The organism is Neobacillus sedimentimangrovi, assembly GCF_010614825.1.
GTDB lineage: Bacteria > Bacillota > Bacilli > Bacillales > Cytobacillaceae > Neobacillus > Neobacillus thermocopriae.
This window is the reverse complement of sequence record NZ_JAAFZF010000011.1, coordinates 21,780-41,590: the sequence shown is the minus strand read 5'-3', so window position 1 is coordinate 41,590 and position 19,811 is coordinate 21,780. Positions and strand designations below refer to the sequence as shown.

Sequence of the window (19,811 nt, the reverse complement as noted above, 5' to 3'; positions counted from 1 at the left end):
GACGACATGAATAGCTATTTTATTAAACGTTTGGTTGCCATGATTATTACATTATGGCTGATTATTACTGGAACCTTTTTTTTAATGCATTCGGTGCCAGGATCTCCTTTTAATGAAGAAAGAACGACAAATGAAGCCATTCAAAAAAACCTGGAAGCCTATTATCAATTGGACAAACCATTATTCGTCCAATATGGGAATTATTTAAAATCACTCGTGCAATTCGATCTTGGTCCTTCCATCAAGAAATCGTCTCAGACGGTCAATGACTTACTAGGGCGAGGATTTCCGGTTTCATTTGAACTTGGCCTTTATACACTTATCTTAGCTATTATATCCGGTATTACTCTTGGCGTATTAGCTGCCCTTCGACATAACGGCATTATTGATTATCTAGCCATGACCATTGCCGTCCTTGGAATTTCAATACCAAACTTTGTAATGGCTACCTTATTAATTCAACAGCTGGCGGTAAACATCCCTATCTTTCCAGTGGCTACCTGGGCGAGTCCGAAGCATATGGTTTTGCCGATCTTGGCATTGGCAACCGGTCCAATGGCGATCATCGCACGACTTACGAGAACAAGTATGCTCGAGGTTCTCACTCAGGACTATATTAAGACTGCGAAAGCGAAAGGGCTCTCACCTGTAAAAATTGTCTTTAAGCACGCTTTACGAAACGCCCTGTTACCTGTCGTTACTGTGTTAGGATCTTTAGCAGCGAGCATCCTCACCGGAACGTTTGTCATTGAGAAAATATTCGCGATCCCTGGGATGGGAAAGTATTTTGTTGACAGTATTAATAATCGTGATTATCCGGTTATCATGGGAACAACTGTTTTCTACAGTGCTATTTTAATTGTTATGTTGTTCTTAGTCGACTTAGCCTATGGATTTTTAGATCCACGTATCAAGCTTCATAAAAAGGAGGCGAAATAATGGAATTACGGAAACAAGAAACACGAAATATTTCGCCTGAGATTCCAGATGAATGGTTTGTTCCAATCAACAAAAGCAAACTCGAGTCAGAATCTGTAGTTCGACCCAGTTTATCTTACTGGAAAGACTCATGGCATCGACTGTTAAAAAACAAGTTGGCCATGGCTGGATTGTTTTTTTTAATTGCATTGGCCCTCATGGCTATTTTCGGACCTATGTTATCTCCCCATTCCGTGGAAACACAAAGATTAACAGAACAAAATTTGCCTCCTTCAAGCAAATATTGGTTTGGGACCGATGATCTAGGTCGCGATGTTTTTACACGAACATGCTATGGGGCTCGGATCTCTTTATTTGTCGGTATCATGGCGGCGTTGATTGATTTTATTATTGGGGTGGTTTATGGCGGCATTGCCGGTTATAAGGGAGGACGGATTGATAACTTCATGATGAGATTTGTGGAAATCCTTTATGGACTTCCTTATTTACTAGTTGTCATTCTTGTCATGGTTGTCATTGGTCCAGGTTTAACCACGATTATTCTAGCCCTCTCGATCACAGGATGGGTGGGGATGGCAAGGATTGTTCGAGGACAAGTGCTGCAAATCAAAAATTATGAATTTGTTCTTGCCTCCAAAACATTTGGAACGAAAACATCAAGGATCATTCGAAAAAATTTGCTTCCTAATACAATGGGACCCATTATTGTCCAAATGACGTTAACTATACCGTCCGCCATTTTTGCTGAAGCCTTTTTAAGTTTTATTGGACTTGGAATCCAAGCGCCGCATGCAAGCTGGGGAGTGATGGCTAATGACGGATTATCTACGATTCTATCAGGATATTGGTGGAGGTTGTTCTTCCCGACCTTGTTCATCTCATTAACGATGTTTGCATTTAATGTATTAGGTGATGGGCTGCAGGACGCCTTGGATCCGAAATTAAGGAGGTAGCAGCATGGAAAAAATTCTTCAAGTAAAAGACCTTCATGTCAGCTTTACAACCTATGGAGGTGTCGTACAGGCTGTCCGGGGAGTCAGCTTTGATTTACATAGGGGTGAAACGCTAGCCATTGTTGGTGAATCCGGCTGTGGAAAAAGCGTCACCTCGCAAAGTATCATGAGGCTGATTCCAGAGCCACCGGGAAAAATCAAAAGCGGACAAATTCTTTTAAAAGGGATAGATTTAATTCAATTAAAAGAACCAGAATTAAGGAAAATCCGCGGAGCCAATATATCGATGATTTTCCAAGATCCAATGACGGCATTAAACCCAACCATTACGATCGGTGAGCAAATCATGGAAGGTATTCTGCAACATGAGAATATTTCCAGGGAACAGGCAAAGAAAGCAGCGCTTGAAATGCTCCATCTCGTTGGAATTCCAAATCCGGAAATTAGACTGAAACAATATCCACACCAATTTAGTGGTGGAATGAGGCAGCGAATTGTGATTGCGATGGCACTCGTATGTCAGCCAGATGTCTTAATTGCTGATGAACCGACAACAGCTCTTGATGTGACGATTCAAGCACAAATATTGGAATTGTTCCGCGATATTCAGAAGAAAACCGGAGTATCCATCATATTGATTACCCATGATTTGGGAGTAGTAGCCCAAGTGGCCGATCGAATTGCCGTCATGTATGCAGGCAGGATTGTCGAAATTGGGACAAGAAGGGAGATCTTTTACCAACCGCAACATCCTTACACAAAAGGATTACTTCAATCAGTTCCGCGCTTGGATGCGGAAGGTGCTGAGCTTGTTCCAATCCCGGGAACACCTCCAGATTTATTTTCACCACCAAAAGGCTGTGCTTTTGCAGCTCGTTGCCCATATGCGATGGAGGTTTGTGAAAGAGTGTACCCGTTTGAAACTAGCTTAAGTCATCACCATTACGTGAATTGCTGGCTTCAAGACGAACGGGCAAAAGCATTGGTATCATCCAATCATTAACATAACTTTTAAAAAGGGGGAAAATGATGAAAAAGTTTATTTCACTTGTAGCCGTTGTCATGATGGTGTTTGCTCTTGTTGCTTGTACAGCAAACAAAGATGCTGGAAGCGAGCCCCAGAAGGAAGGGAAAGATGGAAAGAAAAAGAGTGAAAAGGTTTTGTATTTAAATAATGGTCAAGAACCAACCTCTTTTGATCCACCAATCGGTTTCGATGCGGTTTCTTGGAATGCGCTAAACAATCTGATGGAAGGTTTAACCCGATTGGATGAAAATCATGAGCCACAGCCTGCCATAGCTGAAAAATGGGATGTTTCTGAAGATGGAAAAACCTATACTTTCCATATTCGAAAAGAGGCGAAATGGTCCAATGGTGATGATGTAACGGCCAATGATTTCGTCTACGCATGGAAGAGATTATTGGATCCAAATACGGGTTCTCCAGCAGCCTTCTTAGCGTATTTCATTGAAGGTGGAGAAGCCTTCAATACGGGTACTGGTACTGCAGAAGATGTAAAAGTGAAAGCAGTCGATGAAAAAACATTTGAAGTCACACTAACAAGCCCACAAGCGTATTTCTTAAGTGTCATTTCAAACCCATGTTTCTTCCCAATTAATGAAAAAGTGGCGAAAGAAAATCCAGAATGGTTTGCCGAAGCCGATACATTTGTTTCAAATGGCCCATTTAAAATGGCTGAATGGAATCATGACAGTGATTTTACAATGGTTAAGAACGACCAGTATTGGGATGCGAAAAATGTCAAGCTGGATAAAGTACATTGGGCAATGGTTAGCGATCCAAATACGGAATATCAAATGTATACAACAGGGGAGTTGGACACATCTGACGTACCGGCAGAGCTTGCTGACAAGTTATTTGCTGAAGGAAATGTCAATATAGAAGACCAAGCTGGTCAATACTTCTATCGTTTTAATGTAACAATGGAGCCATTCCAAAATAAAAACATTCGTAAAGCATTTGCCTTAGCTGTTGACCAAAAACAAATGGTTGAACTTGTTACAAAAAATAAAGAAAAGCCTGCTTATGGATTTGTTTCATATGGATTTAAAGATCCTTCTGGCAAGGACTTCCGTGAAACGAATGGAGATTTAATAAAAACGGATGTGGAAAAAGCAAAAGAACTTCTGAAAAAAGGAATGGAAGAAGAAGGATACACGAAACTCCCTGAAGTTACTTTAACTTATAATACATTGGAATCTCATAAGAAAATTGCTGAAGCTCTTCAACAAATGTTTAAAGAAAATTTAGGGGTGGATGTAAAGCTGGCCAATATGGAAAGCAGTGTATTTGCCTCTGAACAAAAAGCATTAAAATTCCAGTTGTCACGCAGTTCTTTCCTAGCTGATTATGCTGACCCAATTAACTTCTTAGAGAACTTTGTTACAGGCTCACCGATGAACCGTACCGGTTGGAGCAATGCTGAATTTGATCAATTGATTAAAGATGCAAAGATGGAAAAAGATGAGAATAAACGTTACGAAATGATGTATAAAGCAGAAAAGATCTTAATGGATGAAGCGCCAATCATCCCAATCCATTTCTACAATCAAGTATATTTACAAAATAAAGATGTAACAGGTATCGTTCGTCATCCAGTTGGATATTTAGAATTAAAATGGGCGGATAAAAAATAAACTAGTAAAAGGGATGTTCATAAGGAACATTCCTTTTCTCCTAAGTTAAGAAAATATTTTTTCAGCATGGAGATAGGTAATGCGTAAGTAACCTAGCGACAAGACACTTTCACACTTCATTTTAGAATCAATTGGAGAGATTATAGGTCATATCCGCTGAGTAGGGGCTTGCGCTTATCTGATCAAAAGATGAAAAGGGGTTTTTTCATGTGTATAGTTAAGCCAAGTCGGTTGAAAAAGGGAGATCTCGTTGGAATTATTGCCCCGGCAAGTCCGCCCAATTTAGAAAATCTTGAGCGGGGAATTCATTTTTTAAAAAGTTTAGGTTTAAAAATAAAAATAGGAAAAAGCGTTAAGAACATTAATGGGTATTTGGCTGGTACCGACGAAGAAAGAGTAGAAGATTTACATGAAATGTTTTTAGATCATGAAGTAAAGGCCATTATTTGTGCCTGTGGGGGATACGGCACAGGTAGATTGGCTAAAAAGATAGATTTCGAAATCATTAAGAAAAATCCAAAAATATTTTGGGGATACAGTGATATAACGTTTTTACATACGGCCATCTATCAGAAAACAAGACTCGTAACCTTTCACGGACCTATGCTTGGGTCGGATATTGGTAAAGAAGATACACACCCGCTTTCTAAAGATGGATTTCTCCAATTATTTGAGCAACGAAAGCTAGACTATACGGAACAATTATCCCCATTAAAAGTGTTGGTTGAAGGGAAAGCCAGTGGGCCAATCATTGGCGGCAATCTTTCCCTCTTAGTAAGCACATTGGGTACACCATTTGAGATTGATACTAAAGGAAAGTTGCTATTTATTGAGGATATTAATGAGGAACCACGTGCGGTGGACCGAATGTTGAATCAGCTTTATTTGGCTGGAAAACTACATGAGGCAAACGGAATGATCATTGGTGATTTTTGTGATTGTACTCCTCAAAGAGAGCTATCTTTATCGCTTGATGAAGTAATCCATCATTATATGAAATTAGCCAATAAGCCTGCAATCGGAGGATTCCAAATTGGGCATTGTAACCCACATATTGCCATCCCTTTAGGGGTTCATGCAGAAATGGATACATTCGAAAAAAGACTGGTTGTCGAAAGCGGCATCCTGTGAAGGACGGATACAAATGAAAGTGGAAAAAATTGAAACTTATAGAGTAGCTGTACCTCTTGTTAAACCATTCAAAACCGCTCTTAGAACGGTGACGACAGCAGAATCTATTATTGTAAAAATGATCTGTGATAATGGGATAATCGGTTGGGGGGAAGCCCCTCCGACCATTGTCATTACAGGTGATAGTCTACAATCGATTGAATCAGCGATCCAACATGTCATCAAGCCATTTTTAGAAAAGAAAAATCTATTAAACTATGAGTCGATTTTTCAGGAACTTAAAACCATTCTCATTGGCAATTCAAGTGCTAAGGCCGCCATCGACATGGCCATATATGACTGTATTTCCCAATATTGCCGCCTGCCTCTCTATCAATTCCTTGGTGGACATAAGAGTAAAATTGAGACGGATTTCACCGTAAGTGTAAATGATCCGAAAGAAATGTCAGAGGACGCTGTATCTTATATTCAACAAGGCTTTAATGTACTAAAGGTGAAAGTGGGAAAAGACGATATTTCAAAGGATCTTGATAGAATTCGAGAAATTAGAAAACGGGTTGGTCACAAAATTAAAATCCGTCTCGATGCCAATCAAGGCTGGACGGCTAAGGATGCCATACGTGCGATTCGGAAAATGGAAGAAAGCGGACTCGAAATCGAGTTGGTGGAGCAGCCTGTTAAAGCAGATGATTTAGAGGGGTTAAAACAGGTGACTGATCATGTGGATACCTTGATCATGGCAGATGAAAGTGTTTTTACACCAAAACAGGCATTTCAAGTATTGAAAACAAGAAGTGCTGACTTGATTAATATTAAGCTGATGAAGGCCGGAGGTATTTACCAAGCACAGATCATCAATCAAATGGCAGAAACATGTGGAGTGGAATGCATGGTAGGAAGCATGATTGAAACTCGTCTCGGAATCACAGCTGCCGCCCATTTTGCCGCTAGTAAGAAAAATATTACACGATTTGATTTTGATGCTCCTCTAATGTTGGCGAAAGATATAGTGGAAGGTGGCATCCATTATCAAGGAAGGTTTATCACTTTTTCAGATGAAGCAGGTCTTGGGATCAAAAATGTAGAGATAGAAGGAGGGGGTTCAAATGGATAAACGGCTCGTCAATGTATCGGTTGCAACAGTCTGGACCCATTACGATTCAGCGAGAGAAATCGATGTGGATGCCATTACAAATCCAGTACAAATCGACCATTGGTTATCAAAATTATCCTATGAAAAAAGATTAGGATTATGTGAAGACAATCTAGTGCAAACTCAAGTTTTATTCGGCCAGGAGGTATTGGTCATTGAAGAAAAGAATGGTTGGGCTCATATTATTGTACCTGAGCAGCCTTCCTCGAAAAATGAATTAGGATACCCAGGCTGGATCCCAACATGTCAGTTGAAAAAACGACCAGAAAATTGGAATTTGGATACAGGACCGGTTGTGGTGGTCAATAAACCGAAAGCTCGATTATCACAAAAAATGGAACTCTCTTACCAGACGGTTCTCCCGTTATTATGGGAAAACGATCAACAAGTCATCGTTCAAACACCTGAGGGTACGGGGATATTGGACAAGAAACAAGTGGTCGTATATGAATCTTTAACAGCTAGATTTCAAGGAACAGGCAGCGACATTGTTGCTTGCGGCAAACAATTTCTCGGTCTTCCATACCTATGGGGAGGCATGAGTAGTTATGGGTATGATTGCTCTGGGTTCAGTTATTCGATGTGTAAAGCAAATGGTTATACCATTCCTCGAGATGCTTCTGATCAAGCAATGGCTGGTAAAGTAATTCCTTTATCCAATCTTGAACCAGGTGATTTACTGTTTTTTGCCTATGAGGAAGGGAAAGGGAGAATCCATCATGTAGGAATTTACTACGGAGAAGGGAAGCTTCTTCATTCCCCAAACACAGGAAAATCAATTGAAATCATACCACTAGCTGGAACCATCTATGAAAAAGAATTATGTGCAGCACGACGCTATTGGCAAGAGACGGGGGAGTAATATGGAAAAGGAAGTTTTATTGAAAGTAACGAATTTGAAGAAGCATTTTCATTTAGGGAAAAATGAAATATTAAAGGCAGTGGATGGGATATCTTTTCACATCTATAAAGGAGAAACATTTGGTATTGTCGGGGAGTCTGGTTGTGGAAAATCTACAGCAGGTAGAACAATCATCAGTCTTTATGATCGAACGGATGGAGAAGTCATTTTTAATGGAAAAAATGTTCATACTCTTACGAAAAAAGAACGGTTTTCCTTTCATCGGCAAATGCAAATGATTTTTCAAGACCCTTACGCATCATTAAACCCAAGATCGACAGTCAGTGAAATTATTTCCGAGCCAATGGAAGTTCATGGATTATTTCCGAATAAACAAGAACGCTTACAACGAGTATACCAGTTATTAGAGGATGTTGGTCTACATAAGGATCATGCCAATCGCTATCCACATGAATTCAGCGGCGGTCAACGGCAAAGAATCGGCATCGCCCGTGCGCTCGCTTTGGACCCCGAATTTATTATTGCAGATGAACCAATTTCTGCATTAGATGTGTCTGTCCAAGCTCAGGTAGTCAATTTGTTGAAGCGGCTTCAAAGGGAAAAGGGATTGACTTATTTGTTTATTGCTCATGATTTATCAATGGTGAAACAAATAAGCGATAGAATAGGGGTTATGTATTTAGGACAGATGGTTGAGCTTACTTCAAGCAGTGAACTGTATCGAAATCCAATGCACCCTTATACTCAAGCACTCTTATCGGCAATCCCGATTCCTGATCCGGATGTGGAAGACCAGCGTGAACGGATCATTTTAAAGGGAGAGCTACCAAGTCCGATTAACCCGCCAAGCGGTTGTGTGTTTAGAACGCGCTGTCCAGTGGCAATGGATATTTGTGCAACCGAAAAACCTGCTTGGAAAGAAATGGGGAATAACCATTATGTGGCTTGCCATCTTTATGAAAAAAATAAGACTTGGGATCCAAATTATTCTCAAGTGGCTGTAACGAGGAAGTAAAGATGAATTTAAAAGAAAAAATAACCAAAGACTTAGTGGACTTTAAGGGAAGAGTGGGAGTGGCTATCGAAATAGAATATGAACGATACGAGTTTCATAGTGGTGAAGTGTTCCCTTCCGCAAGTGTCATTAAAGTCCCTATTTTAATCGAGTGCCTGAAACAAAGCGAACTTGGAAAAATAGATTTAGATGAATTCATAAAGATTACGGACAGGGCAGGCGGCTCTGGTGTGCTTCAAGCCCTTTCTACAAATCTCTCTTTGACCATTAAAGACCTTATGACCTTAATGATCACCGTTTCTGATAATACAGCTACGAATATGCTCATAAATATCGTTGGAATGGATCAAATTAATCAGACGATGGAAGAAATTGGACTTCATTCAACAAGACTTCAACGGAAAATGATGGACTTTGCCGCCAAGGAAAAAGGTTTGGATAATGTTACGAGTCCAAGTGATATGGTGAAATGTTTAAAGATCATTCATGAAGAGGATTTCCTATCTGCTAATAGCCGAAGAATGGCACTAGATATCCTGCATTTTCAACAGTTCCATGACAAACTTCTCGCCATGATAAATACGGATAAGGTATTTACAGCCAACAAAACGGGCAGTTTGTCAAATGTTGAAAATGATTGTGCCATCATAAAAGCGGGAAGTAAAACTGCCTATGTGGCAGTATTAACCGACCAGCTTCCAGATCCGTATGAAGCCAGACAAGTCATAAGCAGAATAGGTAAACATATATATAATGAAATAACAAGAAAAGCGCAAACAACCTGATCAGCGTCGTATGACCACGAGTTCTCCGTCTGAGATAAAGAACACGATGAACCGAAAGGCGTTCTCCGTCTGAGATAAAGAACACGATGAACCGAAAGGCGTATCGATCGTGACTGATTGTAGGGAAGAGAGCAAAAGCGTCTCGTCATAGGGTGATAGCAAAAACTTTTCGCAAATTCGAACTTAATAAAAAAAGACCGGCTCGATGATGAACTGAACCCAAAAAATTAGACACGAGGGTTTAGGCAGCTATTTTGGCATAGTTCGATATTGCACCGGACTCATGCCTTTTAATTTTTCCTTAATCCGTTTGTGGTTATAGTAATGAATGTATTTCTCTAACTCTACTTTGAAATGCTTCATACTCTCAAATTCTTTTAAATAAAGTAATTCAGATTTTAATAAGCCAAAGAAGTTCTCCATGACTGCATTATCCAGGCAATTCCCCTTACGAGACATACTTTGAATGATTCCATGTTCTTTTAATGCACTTTGATACTGCTCCATCTGATAATGCCACCCTTGATCAGAATGGAGGATGGGAGTGTCTCCTTCGTTTAATCGCTCAAAGCCTTGGTTTAGCATTTTTGAAACAAGTGAATATACAGGGCGTTGTTCTATATTAAAAGCAATAACCTCTCCATTATATAAATCGAGAATCGGCGACAAATATATCTTTTCCCCATGTAGGTGGAATTCTGTCACATCTGTTACCCACTTTTCGTTAGGTTTAGATGCATGGAAATCTCGTTGTAAGATATTAGGTGCGGTTTTGCCCACTTTTCCTCGGTATGATCGATATTTTTTCATCCGTACTAGACACTTTAAACCTAGATCATTCATTAGGCGACGCACTGTTTTATGATTAATTATGTACCCCTTATTACGTAATTCTAAGGCAATACGACGGTATCCATAACGTCCCTGATGTTCTTCAAATATCTGCTTAATTAACTCCTTTACTTCTCTGTACTTATCTGGTCGATCCATTTGTTTCACCCAATAATAATAAGTGCTACGTGGAATCCCAGCGATTTTAACTAACTCTATCACCTTAAATTCATGCCTTAACTCATATATTATTTGTGCTTTGTCTTGTTCGGTGAAGGGGAAGAAATATTATACACAGCCGCAGTTTGTGTTAGTGACGCTCCAAATTCGTTCATATAATTTAGCACGTCCATTTTAAACTGAAAGTCATAATTTGTATAGTTGGAAATTAAACCAGCTTCACCGTTTTCTCGGTAATGGGCCACCCAGTTTTTTAAAGGGGTCAGGCTGACATTGAAACGGTTGGCAACTGTTTTGAATGAATCTCTCCCTTTTAAATAATCCAATACTGCCTGTAATTTTAATTCAAACGAATACTTAGTCATAGAAAAAAATGCACCTCCAATTGGTAGTTGTGTCTAACAATTGGGGTGCAGTTCATGAATGAGCCGGTCTTTAACTACTATAATCCGTTCCTAGTAATTTTATAAATTTAAAACTCTTACTTTACAAATGGCCACCAGTTGGCTTTACCAAAGGTTTTTACCATGACTGGAACAAATAAAGGAAGAACGATTAAAGCATATAAAGCCAGACCAATTAAGAGAATAGTAGCAATTTGAAGTAATGATAATACTCCAGATGGCATCATGGCCGCAAAGGTTCCACCTAAAATGACGGCTGCTGATATAATGACAGAGCCCATCTTTTTCATTGATTCTAAAATCGCTTGTTCTACAGGTAGATCCCGATATTCATTAAAACGGTCCATTAAGAAGATACTATAGTCAATACCCAGTGCTACTAAAATCACAAATGCAAAAAATGGTACGGCCCAGCTAATACCCGTATATCCCAACCAATTAACAAATATGACTTCTGAAATTGACATGGATGTATAGTAGGTTAGGATTAATGATCCAATTAAATAAATCGGCATGATGAGGGAGCGAAGTAAAACAATTAAAATAAGGAAAATCCCTGCAAGCATTAACACAACGGTTCTTGAATAATCTTCTTTGGAGATTGTATCAAGATCATTATGCATACTGGATACACCGCCGATAGCCACTTTGGCATTTTCTAACTTCGTATCCTTTACAGCCCTTTTCACTGCTTCCTTTATATCGGAGATGCGATCGATGGCATCATTAGAATAAGGGTTTTTATTAAAAATAACATCTACCGTCATCACTTTTCGGTCTTTAGATAGATAGGCATCGAAAACTTGCTTAAAGTCCTCGTTATTTAGCATTTCTTCAGGAAGATAAAAACCATTTCGCTCCTGCTTAGAAACGTCTGTCAAATAATCTTGGGCAGAGTTTAATCCATCAGAAACTTGATTTAACCCATTAACACTCTGGGATAAGCCATCAGATAACTGGGTGATTTGGCTGCCCATAGATTCAAAACCTGTAAGAAGTTCTTGTTGGCCCATCTTCACGTCGTCTAAACCTTCAGTGAATTGTGGCATATTAGAGACAATTTCCCCTTGGCCTTTACCCATAGTCTCGAGGCCTTTCTCAAGTTCTTCTAGTCCATGAACAAACTTCTCCATTTCCGTAATTAATTGTTGATGACCGGAAGTCAGTTTAGAAAATTCACGATTGGCAGTAGCAATGCCATTTTGTACAGTTTCCAACTGTGAATTTAACATTCTTAGGCCTTCTGCAAGTTGTTTTACTCCTGCTTGTGCTCCAGGTAAATCAGAATTACCTGGTACTCCAATAATAGTCATTTTAATGGTTTGATAGTTTTGGCTATTCACAATGTCTGGGTACTCTGATTCCAGATTTGCAAAACGAGAGTCTAAAGCAGCTAGGCTTTGATGTAATTGTTCTACTTTTTCTGCAACACCTTCATATTGCGTTTTCAGTAATTGAATGCCTTCTCCTGTCTGTTGATATCCTTCTTGTAATTTTTTGCTTCCATCTAGAATTTGTTGAGAAGCAGCCTTGATTTCTCCAAATCCTGCTTTTAATTGGCTCGTTCCACTTGAACTTTGGATCAACCCATTTTGTATATCTGCTAGATAGCCTTGCACTTCTGATAAACCTTCTTTAAGTTGGGTAGTGCCTGAAATTAATTGGTTTATCCCGTTTGTGGCTTCTTTCATTTTTGGCTGATTAGCTTTCATTTGATTGCTTGCTTCAGCCAAGCCATCACGTATCTGTTTAATCCCTTCATTTCCTTGGTCTAAACCATCATTTAAGGATTCAACCTGTTTGGAAATATACATTTCATCAATCGGGTCGCCAGTAGGGCGGGTAAGGGAACGAACGGTTTTCACGCTATCAATTTTTTCCAATTCTTGACTAATATTTTCAGTGATGGCCATGTATTCAGAAGTATTCATTTCATCATCATTTTTAATGACAATTTGTGTTGGCATGGAATCGCCAGGTCCAAATGAATCCGAAATGATGTTAAATCCTTTGATGGAAGAATATTCATCCCCAATTTCTTCTAGTGAGTTAAATGATAATTGGCCTTTATAGGTTACTAAGAAGGGGACCGAAACAGCCGCAACTAATAGAAACGCAATTAAAGGTCGTTTGAGCGAGAAATTGCCTATATATCCCCAAAGTTTATTATCTGCATGTTCTAATTTTCCTTTAGATGGAAAGAACAATTTTTGACCGAGAACGGCCATGAAAAACGGAACGATGGTAACGAGTGCAAGTAATAGAAGTGCTACTCCAACTGCAACCGCTGCCGCAGATTTGAATAACTGGAAGGTAGAAAAGCCAATAGAAGCAAATCCGATTAAAACGGCAATACCACTAAAAAATACAGTTTTTCCAGCAGTTCGGTAGGTTGTGATGATCGCTTCCGTTATACTTTCATTTTTCGAGAGCTCTTCTTTAAATCGGCTTAACAGCAAAATACAATAATCGGTTCCGATCCCGAAGAGGACAGCGACTAAAAAAATTTGAGTAAAAGTCGAAAGAGGGAAATCGACTTTATCTACTAAAATCGCAACAATGGATTGGGCCGCTAAATAACTAAAACCGACGGTAATTAATGGAATAATGGGAGCAATAACTGAGCGGAAGACAAGCAATAAAACGAACAGAATGAATATGATGGTAATCCCTTCCGTCTTTTTTACTCCTTCTTGAGAGTTCGTAACGAGATCTTCGCTAATGATCCAGCTTCCAGTAAAATAATGATCAATGTCGTAATCTTTAATGGCCTCATTTAGGTCTTTGACTATTTCTTTTGCTTCTCGCCCATTGGAGGTTACCTGAAGAGAGACAAGGATCGTTTTGCCATCCTTTGATACAAGTTGATCCTTTAATTCTTCCTGTTGAAAATGGGTGAGGATCTCTGTAATTCCTAGTTTATCTTTTTGTTTTTCCAGTTCTTTTACCGCTTTTTCTGCCTTGTCATAATCATTCTCTGTCAGCTTTTTGTCACTATGGAAAACGAGCGCGGTTTGAAGGTTACTGCCCTTATTTTCAGATGATTGGACATCTTTCAGAATTTTTTCAGCTAGGGTGGAAGAATATCCATCTGGTACCGAAATCTGTCCCTTTTCCCGGACAAGCGTTTCCATATTAGGAGCTGCCATGAATAACCCCACAATCACAACAATCCATGCGATAAGAACGAACCATTTGCCTCTAATTATCGCTCTCATGAGTTTATTCCTCCAGTTCCTCGTTTTTCTTGTCTTCTAACACTTGGGCTAATTTTTCATAAGTATAGATAAATTGAGTGATTTCGGCTTCGTCAAATTGGGTGATGATGGACTCAACTAGTTGATGGATCTTTTCCTGTGCCTTTTGATAAAGCTCTTTTCCTTCTACTGTTAATGTTAAGTAAACGACTCTCCGATCATTTTCATTCCGTGTTCTTTTGATCAGGCCTCTGTCCGTCATCCGGTTAATGATGGCCGTAATAGCGCTTTTATTCACTTCAAATACTTCCGCTAATTCGGTGGAAGTACATTCTCCGGACTGGAAAATGTATCTTAATACATAATGTTGATCATTGGTTAATTCATTCCCAAGTTGACATTTGATTAAATTCTCCGCTTTTTTATGAACCTGAAAGGAGAGACTAATATAGCGGTCGATTAATTTTTGAATGGTTTGTACATCCAATGGAACACCCCTTTTCAATAAATTAGTTAAATTGTTGAACTATTCACCTGTTAAACTATAAATCAAAGTGAAAATAGTGTCAATTATCAAAATTCTAATTTTATCCAATAAAAAACAAGCCAGTGATGAAGGCTTGCTAATTGGTTTTGAATAAAACATTTATTTATCTTCCTCTTTTTCCAGTACCTTTTTGTAGATGCGTTTTAAGGCTTCATTTTGCATGCGCAAATAATCCAGTAGAATTTGTTTCTCTTCTTCCTTATCGAAATCGTTTTTTTCTTTTTCGCTCATGCAAGCCCTCCCATGAAATATTATTAAAAGCATTTTATCTGATCGATTGGATGGAGGAAAGATGTATGAACCATTTCTTATTTGGATAATAATGATGGTAGTAAAAGAAAAATATTCCTCTATAGCAATTGACTTTTCGTATTGGGAAATATATAATTTTTTCAAAAATAATGTTGAAACAATGACGAGGATTAGTAAAATGAAGGCATCTTACCAAGAGAGGAAACCATTTGGTGGGAGGTTTCTTAAGATACTCATTTGAACCTGCCTCTGAGTTCTGTATCGGATAGTAATTTGAAGATACAAGCGGATCCAATCCGTTATCATGCCAAGTGTGTAAAGTGTAAGCTTTATGAATTTAGGGTGGTACCGCCAGACCTTGGTCCCTTTTTAGGATCAAGGTCTTTTTATATGTTGTAGCAGAAGCGCTACGCAATTTGAGCTAAATCTAAAAGAAACAAAAAATGAGGTGTCAAAATGGCTAAGGAATTTGTAAAAGATATAACAGCAATGGATGAAGACTTCGCACAGTGGTATACAGATGTTGTCACAAAAGCAGATTTAATTGATTATTCTAGTGTACGCGGTTCCATGATTATTCGTCCATATGGTTATGCTTTATGGGAAAATATTAAGAATGAATTAGACCGCCGCATTAAAGAAACAGGGCATGAAAATGTCTACATGCCATTATTTATTCCTGAAAGCTTACTTCAAAAAGAAAAAGACCATGTGGAAGGATTTGCTCCTGAAGTGGCATGGGTAACCCAAGGTGGTTCCGAACCATTAGCTGAACGACTCGTTGTCCGTCCAACTTCAGAAGTTTTATTCTGTGAGCATTATAAAAATATTATCCATTCGTATAGAGACCTGCCTAAATTGTATAATCAATGGGCCAATGTTGTCCGTTGGGAGAAAACAACTCGTCCATTCTTACGTACATTGGAGTTCTTATGGCAGGAAGGACATACGGCACATGCGACCGACGAAGAGGCGATGGAAGAAACGATTCGCATGCTAAACGTTTATGCCGATGTACTTGAAAACGTTCTGGCGATTCCAGTAGTAAAAGGACAAAAAACGGAAAAGGAAAAATTTGCTGGAGCAAAAGCGACGTTCACAGTTGAAAGCTTAATGCATGATGGTAAAGCATTGCAGTCCGGAACTTCTCACCATTTTGGTACAGGTTTTGCTGAAGCGTTTGGTATCCAGTACACAGACAAAGACGGGAAGCTTCAATATGTACATCAAACTTCATGGGGCTTCACAACTCGCGTAATCGGTGCTTTAATCATGGTTCACGGTGACGACCGAGGCTTAGTGATTCCGCCAAAAGCAGCACCAATTCAAGTAATGATTGTTCCAATTGCTCAACATAAAGAAGGAGTACTTGATTTTGCTTATGATTTGAAAAATTCATTAGCGAAAGTGGCACGTGTTGATATCGATGCTAGTGACAAAAAGCCAGGCTGGAAATTTAATGAGTATGAAATGAAGGGAATTCCAGTTCGCTTAGAGGTTGGACCAAAAGATATTGAAAACAAACAAGTGGTATTGGTTCGCAGGGATACGTTAGAAAAAGTGGTTGTTCCAATGGATCAATTAGAAGAACAGCTTGTTTCTCTATTAGATGAGATTCAATCCAATTTGTATAATAAGGCTCTTAAGCATCGTGAAGAAAGAACTTCGGTTGCTTACACACTAGATGAATTAAAGGAAACACTGGAATCAAAACCAGGCTTCATTAAGGCTATGTGGTGTGGCGAGTTGGCTTGTGAAGAAAAAATTAAGGAAGAAACAGGAGCTACTTCACGTTGTATTCCTTTCGAACAAGAAAAATTATCTGACCAATGTGTCTGCTGTGGAAAAGACGCTGACAAAATGGTTTATTGGGCAAAAGCGTATTAAAATTGTATAGACGAAGGCTAGGAGCATAACTAGCGTAATGAATGAAAAAATGCTGACCCAAAAGGTACTAAAAATGACCTAATAGGGCTCAGCATTTTTTTTGACGTTGAATTGGATATTATTGATGAATTTTACTATGACATTGGAAAGGGAAGTGTCTTTAAAAAAATCAACACATAAGGTTTAGAGTAAATATAGGAGATACTCTCATTTTCTATTTACAATCAACCTCTATTTTCTCGTCCAATAAATATTGATCACTCTTCTGACATTTTTTCGTTGTTCCTTTCATTTCGGTAATTTGTACAGGATTTTTTTCCGTCATAGCGAATAACAATATTTTATATGAAATTTTAGAAGGTGATCTTTAATGGAGCAATTATTTCTCATTCGACCATCGATGGATTATGAATCTGAATATCTAGCATTTTATAAAGAATGGAAAGAAAGTGGGGAGGTGATGATTCCATGGGTGATAAGTGAAGACCGTTCCAATTTTCAAGCTATGATTCAGTTTTTACTTGATTCCGAACAGGGAAAAAATATTCCTTCCAATTGGGTTCCATCTTCTACTTTCTGGTTAGTGAATGAAAACAAAAAAGTGATTGGTGTCGTTAATATTCGTCATCAACTAACAGAAAGCTTATTCAATTCTGGAGGACATATTGGTTATGGAATTCGCCCATCTGAGAGGCGAAAAGGATATGCGACAAAACTTTTATCTTTATCTTTGGAAAAAGCAAAAGAATTAGCTTTAGAAAAAGTACTTTTAGTCTGTGATGCCAAAAATATAGGTTCAGAAAAAACTATTTTGAAAAATGGGGGGATTCCAGATACAGATTTTATGAAAGAAGATGGAACGATCTTAAAAAGGTATTGGATTCATCTATAAACCAGAGTTTTTCTAATCATTGACGCTAAAAAAATAGAGACAATAGGAAGTAAAATTTCGAAACGAACAAAAAGGGGCTGTCCGGAAAGTGGTATTTCAGCCGAAATCTTTATAAAAGCAAAACCCAAGAATGCTGTTAAATCAACATTCTTGGGTTTTTAATTTGGGTTCATTTTTCTCTTAAATGGACTTTTTAGACAGCCCCTTTCTTTTGCTACTTTAAATTTTTTTTAGAGAGGGAATTAGAGAGGTAGTTAACACCAAATATTTGATCAGACTAAAAGTCAGATAAAATAGCAAAGTGTGATTTAAATCACTTATTATTTGTGGTTCTTATCATATAATCACTATGAAAATAGTAGAAAGCACAAGGAGTGTCAATTATGTTAGATCCAAAAACAATTGAAATAATTAAATCTACCGTTCCTGTACTTGAAAAACATGGTGAAGCGATTACGACAAGATTCTATCAGCTCATGTTTGGAAACCATCCTGAATTATTAAATATTTTTAACCACGTGAACCAAAAACAAGGTAGACAGCAAAAAGCATTAGCTAGTACGGTATATGCTGCTGCTATGTATATTGATAATCTTGAGGCCATTCTTCCAGTTGTCAAACAAATTGCTCATAAACACCGTAGCCTTGGTATTAAGCCAGAACATTATCCGATTGTAGGAAAGCATTTGCTTTTAGCTATCAAGGATGTATTAGGTGATGCGGCAACAGATGAAATCATCGATGCTTGGGAAAAAGCTTATCAAGTTATTGCTGATGTATTTATTAGTGTAGAAGCTGAAATGTATGATCAAGCAGCCAATCAAAAAGGTGGATGGGATGGATTCCGCAATTTCGTCGTCGACCGAAAAGTAGTGGAAAGCGATGTTATTACTTCCTTCTATCTAAAACCAGAGGATCAAAAGGAAATAGCTACTTTCCAACCAGGGCAGTATATTAGTATTATGTTAGACATCGATGGGGAAGAGTATACTCATATCCGTCAATATAGTTTATCAGATGCCCCAGGAAAAGATTACTATCGAATCAGTGTAAAACGAGAAACAGGCTCTGATATTCCAGACGGTATTGTATCTAATTATTTACATGACCATGTAAAAGAGGGTGACATCTTAAAGGTAAGTGCACCTGCAGGGGATTTTGTACTGGATACGTCGAAGGATACACCGGTTGTATTACTAAGCGGTGGTGTTGGATTAACACCGATGATGAGTATGTTAAAAACGATCGTAGAAACCCAGCCTGAGAGAAAGGTAACTTTCATCCATGCTGCTCAAAATGGAAATGTCCATGCACTTAGGGAGGAAGTAGAAGAATTGGCGAAACTAGATAATGTCACTGCGTATTTCTTCTATGATTCTCCAACAGAAGAGGATCGAAAAAATAATCGATTTGATGTGGAAGGTTATGTGACTCGTGAATGGCTGAAGGAGAAAGTTGAAATCGAAGATGCCGATTTTTATTTCTGCGGCCCAGTCCCATTCATGAAGTCTATCAATAGCTTTTTAATAGAGCTTGGTGTAGCGGAAGATAAAATACATTATGAATTCTTTGGACCAATGGCAAGCTTAGTTTAATAGGTAGAAACCCGATTTCCAAATAGGAATCGGGTTTTTTTATGGTTTCCGAAAATATTTTTGTTCAAAATGGATAAAAAATTTTGAGATTTTTATACAAAATAATCATTGTTCATCTAGGCATGTTTTACTAAAATATTCACATTAGAATATTTGAAAGATTCAAATTATTGTAAAAGGATGTGATTTCTATTAATACCTATTTGGAACTTATTCCATCTTTATTAGATGGAGCAAAGGTAACCATCCAAGTTCTCGTATGGTCCCTTTTATTTACGTTTTTGATTGCATTTATCGCAGGACTTGGAAAACTATCAAAATGGATGGTGATACGAGGAATTAGTACAGTTTATATCGAAATTTTCCGCGGTACTTCCTTACTTGTTCAATTTTTCTGGATTTACTTTGTTCTCCCTTTATTTGGCATTGAGATATCTGCAAAGACACCAATGAACTTGCTAAAAGAGGAATAAAAAACATTGTAGTTTTAGAGAAAAATGCAATAGGTTCAGGAGCAACGGGATAATCCA

General features: G+C 38.3%; 16 protein-coding genes, 1 pseudogene and 1 other annotated feature. Of the genes and pseudogenes, 13 read left to right on the top strand and 4 right to left on the bottom strand.

Annotated features, from left to right (window positions below; all coding sequences use genetic code 11):
- The first annotated feature begins 6 nt into the window (after positions 1-6).
- From GZA11_RS06125 to GZA11_RS06085, 9 genes are all read left to right on the top strand, one after another.
- The gene (locus GZA11_RS06125; protein ID WP_038541493.1) at positions 7-939 is read left to right on the top strand and encodes an ABC transporter permease; all 933 of its coding nucleotides are present in this window, start codon (positions 7-9) and stop codon (positions 937-939) included.
- The gene (locus GZA11_RS06120) at positions 939-1,892 is read left to right on the top strand and encodes an ABC transporter permease (protein WP_163183217.1); all 954 of its coding nucleotides are present in this window, start codon (positions 939-941) and stop codon (positions 1,890-1,892) included. The genes GZA11_RS06125 and GZA11_RS06120 overlap by 1 nt, the downstream gene beginning before the upstream one ends.
- Before the next feature lie 4 nt (positions 1,893-1,896).
- The gene (locus tag GZA11_RS06115) at positions 1,897-2,895 is read left to right on the top strand and encodes an ABC transporter ATP-binding protein (protein WP_163183216.1); all 999 of its coding nucleotides are present in this window, start codon (positions 1,897-1,899) and stop codon (positions 2,893-2,895) included.
- 26 nt (positions 2,896-2,921) lie between these two features.
- Positions 2,922-4,550 (top strand): peptide ABC transporter substrate-binding protein, encoded by a 1,629-nt coding sequence (locus tag GZA11_RS06110; protein WP_038541502.1) that lies wholly within the window; start codon positions 2,922-2,924, stop codon positions 4,548-4,550.
- 207 nt (positions 4,551-4,757) lie between these two features.
- A complete protein-coding gene (locus tag GZA11_RS06105) occupies positions 4,758-5,681 on the top strand; it encodes a S66 peptidase family protein (RefSeq protein WP_163183215.1) in 924 nt (307 codons plus the stop codon).
- A gap of 13 nt (positions 5,682-5,694) precedes the next feature.
- Positions 5,695-6,795 (top strand): dipeptide epimerase, encoded by a 1,101-nt coding sequence (locus GZA11_RS06100; protein ID WP_163183214.1) that lies wholly within the window; start codon positions 5,695-5,697, stop codon positions 6,793-6,795.
- Positions 6,788-7,696 carry a C40 family peptidase gene (locus GZA11_RS06095; RefSeq protein WP_163183213.1) on the top strand — a complete coding sequence of 303 codons (909 nt, stop codon included), beginning with the start codon at positions 6,788-6,790 and terminating at the stop codon, positions 7,694-7,696. The genes GZA11_RS06100 and GZA11_RS06095 overlap by 8 nt, the downstream gene beginning before the upstream one ends.
- Position 7,697: 1 nt before the next feature.
- The gene (locus GZA11_RS06090) at positions 7,698-8,711 is read left to right on the top strand and encodes an ABC transporter ATP-binding protein (RefSeq protein WP_038541515.1); all 1,014 of its coding nucleotides are present in this window, start codon (positions 7,698-7,700) and stop codon (positions 8,709-8,711) included.
- Between the two features lie 2 nt (positions 8,712-8,713).
- Positions 8,714-9,496, top strand: coding sequence for a serine hydrolase (locus tag GZA11_RS06085; protein WP_038541518.1), 783 nt, complete (start codon positions 8,714-8,716; stop codon positions 9,494-9,496).
- 249 nt (positions 9,497-9,745) lie between these two features.
- Here the strand turns inward: GZA11_RS06085 and GZA11_RS06080 are convergent.
- The 4 genes and pseudogenes from GZA11_RS06080 to GZA11_RS16885 all read right to left on the bottom strand — a co-directional run bounded on the left by GZA11_RS06080 (position 9,746) and on the right by GZA11_RS16885 (position 14,886).
- Positions 9,746-10,872: pseudogene (locus GZA11_RS06080) on the bottom strand (IS3 family transposase).
- 116 nt (positions 10,873-10,988) lie between these two features.
- Positions 10,989-14,129, bottom strand: a complete 3,141-nt coding sequence (locus GZA11_RS06075) for an MMPL family transporter (protein WP_163183212.1) — start codon at positions 14,127-14,129, stop codon at positions 10,989-10,991.
- A 4-nt stretch (positions 14,130-14,133) separates the two neighbouring features.
- Entirely contained in the window at positions 14,134-14,595 is a 462-nt protein-coding gene (locus GZA11_RS06070) for a MarR family winged helix-turn-helix transcriptional regulator (RefSeq protein ID WP_038541524.1), read from the bottom strand.
- A gap of 159 nt (positions 14,596-14,754) precedes the next feature.
- Positions 14,755-14,886, bottom strand: coding sequence for a hypothetical protein (locus tag GZA11_RS16885; protein WP_268926757.1), 132 nt, complete (start codon positions 14,884-14,886; stop codon positions 14,755-14,757).
- A gap of 172 nt (positions 14,887-15,058) precedes the next feature.
- Positions 15,059-15,277, top strand: a binding site (T-box leader).
- A gap of 86 nt (positions 15,278-15,363) precedes the next feature.
- Here GZA11_RS16885 and proS point away from each other — a divergent pair.
- The 4 genes from proS (at position 15,364) to GZA11_RS06050 (ending at position 19,754) form a co-directional block, all read left to right on the top strand.
- On the top strand, positions 15,364-16,794 hold the full coding sequence (proS, locus tag GZA11_RS06065) for a proline--tRNA ligase (RefSeq protein ID WP_038541530.1): 1,431 nt from the start codon (positions 15,364-15,366) through the stop codon (positions 16,792-16,794).
- Between the two features lie 370 nt (positions 16,795-17,164).
- On the top strand, positions 17,165-17,686 hold the full coding sequence (locus tag GZA11_RS06060; protein WP_038541533.1) for a GNAT family N-acetyltransferase: 522 nt from the start codon (positions 17,165-17,167) through the stop codon (positions 17,684-17,686).
- 383 nt (positions 17,687-18,069) lie between these two features.
- Positions 18,070-19,281 (top strand): NO-inducible flavohemoprotein, encoded by a 1,212-nt coding sequence (gene hmpA, locus GZA11_RS06055; RefSeq protein WP_163183211.1) that lies wholly within the window; start codon positions 18,070-18,072, stop codon positions 19,279-19,281.
- Positions 19,282-19,463: 182 nt separating this feature from the next.
- Positions 19,464-19,754 (top strand): ABC transporter permease subunit, encoded by a 291-nt coding sequence (locus GZA11_RS06050; RefSeq protein ID WP_163183210.1) that lies wholly within the window; start codon positions 19,464-19,466, stop codon positions 19,752-19,754.
- The last annotated feature ends 57 nt before the right edge of the window (positions 19,755-19,811 follow it).